The sequence below is a fragment of the Phycisphaerae bacterium genome, assembly GCA_012729815.1.
GTDB lineage: Bacteria > Planctomycetota > Phycisphaerae > JAAYCJ01 > JAAYCJ01 > JAAYCJ01.
In genome coordinates this window covers 1-2,078 of the sequence record JAAYCJ010000207.1, presented here as the reverse complement: position 1 = coordinate 2,078, position 2,078 = coordinate 1, and the positions used below count along the sequence as shown (strand labels likewise).

The 2,078-nt window shown below is 63.3% G+C and carries 3 protein-coding genes; all 3 read right to left on the bottom strand.

Translation table 11 applies throughout. The features are described from left to right. A partial coding sequence (locus tag GXY33_13815; protein ID NLX06210.1) for an NAD-dependent epimerase/dehydratase family protein occupies window positions 1-620 on the bottom strand: 620 nt, incomplete at its 3' end. Window positions 621-767: 147 nt separating this feature from the next. Continuing rightward, on the bottom strand, window positions 768-1,562 hold the full coding sequence (locus GXY33_13810; protein NLX06209.1) for a TatD family hydrolase: 795 nt from the start codon (window positions 1,560-1,562) through the stop codon (window positions 768-770). Window positions 1,563-1,568: 6 nt separating this feature from the next. Beyond that, window positions 1,569-2,078 (bottom strand): YraN family protein (locus GXY33_13805; GenBank protein NLX06208.1); only part of this gene is annotated, 510 nt, incomplete at its 5' end.

Genomic DNA, 2,078 nt, shown 5'->3' with positions numbered 1-2,078 from the left:
CCGTCCCCGTACACCACCGGCCGGCGGTCCTGAAGGATCGCGGTCACAAATGCCGGAATCGCCGCTGCGTACTGGCTCTTGGGATCCTGGCGCGGGCCGAACACGTTGAAGTACCGCAGCGAGACCGTCTGAAGCCCGAAACACTCGTAAAACGTCCGGCAGTAGTACTCGCCCACCAGCTTGTTCACCGCGTAGGGGCTCTTGGGCTGCGGCCGGATGTCCTCGTGCTTCGGCGAGACCTCCACGTCCCCGTACGCCGAACTGCTCGCCGCGTACACGAACCGCCGAACCCCCGCCTCCCTCGCCGCCATCAGCATGTTGAACGTCCCGTCCACGTTCGCGGTGTGCGAGGTCTCCGGGTCCACCACCGACTTGGGCACGCTCGGCACCGCCGCCTCGTGCAGCACCACCGCCGCCCCCTCGCACGCCCGCCGGCAGTCCTCCACCTTGCGAATGTCCCCCTCGATCAGCTCGATCTTGCCCAGCAGGTGCTCGAGGTTCTTGCGACTGCCGGTGCTGAAATTGTCGATCACCCGGACCTTCTTGCCCCGCGCCAACAGCCCCTCCACGATATGCGAACCCACAAACCCCGCCCCGCCGGTGACCAGAAACAAACTCATCGAACGCCTCCTGTAACACCTATTGCCGAACCAAACCCAAGCCCCGAAGCTCCCCTGTCCCGAACCGCCGGTTGTATGATCATATGGTTATATGGTTGTATGGTTGTATGACAAATTCCGCCTTCCGCGGCCCTCATCTTACGGTCCTCATCGGCCCGACCCGCCCGCTTCGTGACCGCAAAGCCCTGGGCCGAACAGCCGGACGGCGTTTTGCCATATCCGTTCAACCACCGCATCATACGTCATCCCGCGGATCGCCGCCAGATACTCCGCCACGTACCGCACGTGGGCCGGCTCGTTCGGCCGGACGCTCCGCACCGGTTCCGGCGAAAGATACGGGCTGTCCGTCTCGACCAGCACGTTCTCTATGGGAATACGCTCGGCGATCCGCCGGAGTTCCTCCGACTTCTTAAACGTCAGTATTCCTGTAAAGGAAATCGACCATCCCATCGCGATCACTTGATCCGCTTCGGCTTCCGTGCCCGTAAAACAGTGGAAAACGCCGCGCAAGTCCTTGCCCGCCGAGCGAATCATCGGCAGGGCATCCTCGAATCCCTCCCGGCAGTGCAGGACCATCGGCAGTCCGGTCTCGGCTGCGAGGGCCAACTGGCTCTCGAAGAGCCGCCGCTGATTGCCTCGGTCGGCAAACCCGTAGTGGTAGTCCAGCCCCGTCTCGCCCACCGCCAGCACCTTTGGATGGCCCAGCATTTCGCGCAATCCACTGGCGTCGCTATATTTATCCGCCTCATGGGGATGGATGCCCAAAGCGGCGTAGACCTCCTCGAACCGGTCGCAGAGCTCCAGCGTGGCCGCTCCGTTCGCTGGGTCTGTACCGATCGAGACCACCCGGCCGACCCCCAATGCTGCGGCGTTGCTCAGGACCTCCTCGATCCGATCGATCAGACCCTCGTAAACCAGATGCGCGTGCGCGTCGATCAGCATGGCCGACTAACCCTCGAATGCGTTTTCCTCGTGCTCGATCGTGAACCGCCCCGACGGATCGGCTTGGATCGTGACCACGTCGAACCGGGCCGAAAACTCCTCTAATCGGTAGCGTGATACGTATGACCGGGCCGTCGTCCGCATCCGCCGGCGTTTCTGGGCGTCCACCTTGAGCTGCGGCTCGCCCCGTTCGCTCCGCTCGGCTTTGACCTCGACGAAGACCAGTTGCCGGCCGTCGCGGGCGATGATGTCGATCTCGCCCGAGCCGGTGCGGTAGTTTCTCGTCACAATTCGCAAACCCTTTTCCATCAGATACTTGCCGGCCTGTCTCTCGGCCCACGGGCCGAACGCGTGGTTCGGCAACTGGTGCACGTGCCACCGTTCGACCCGGTCCTGCATGGCGGCGATTCCTCGCATCCATCCCCAGCCGACGACGCAGCCTAAGGCGTAGTGCGGGAAGTCCCACCAGACGAACGTCGTGCCAATCAGCATGCGGCCCAGGAATGTGGAACGGAT

Bases quoted from the DNA above. Each gene is read 5' to 3' on its own strand.
- GXY33_13810 (NLX06209.1), bottom strand. From the start codon at position 1,562: ATGCTGATCGACGCGCACGCGCATCTGGTTTACGAGGGTCTGATCGAT.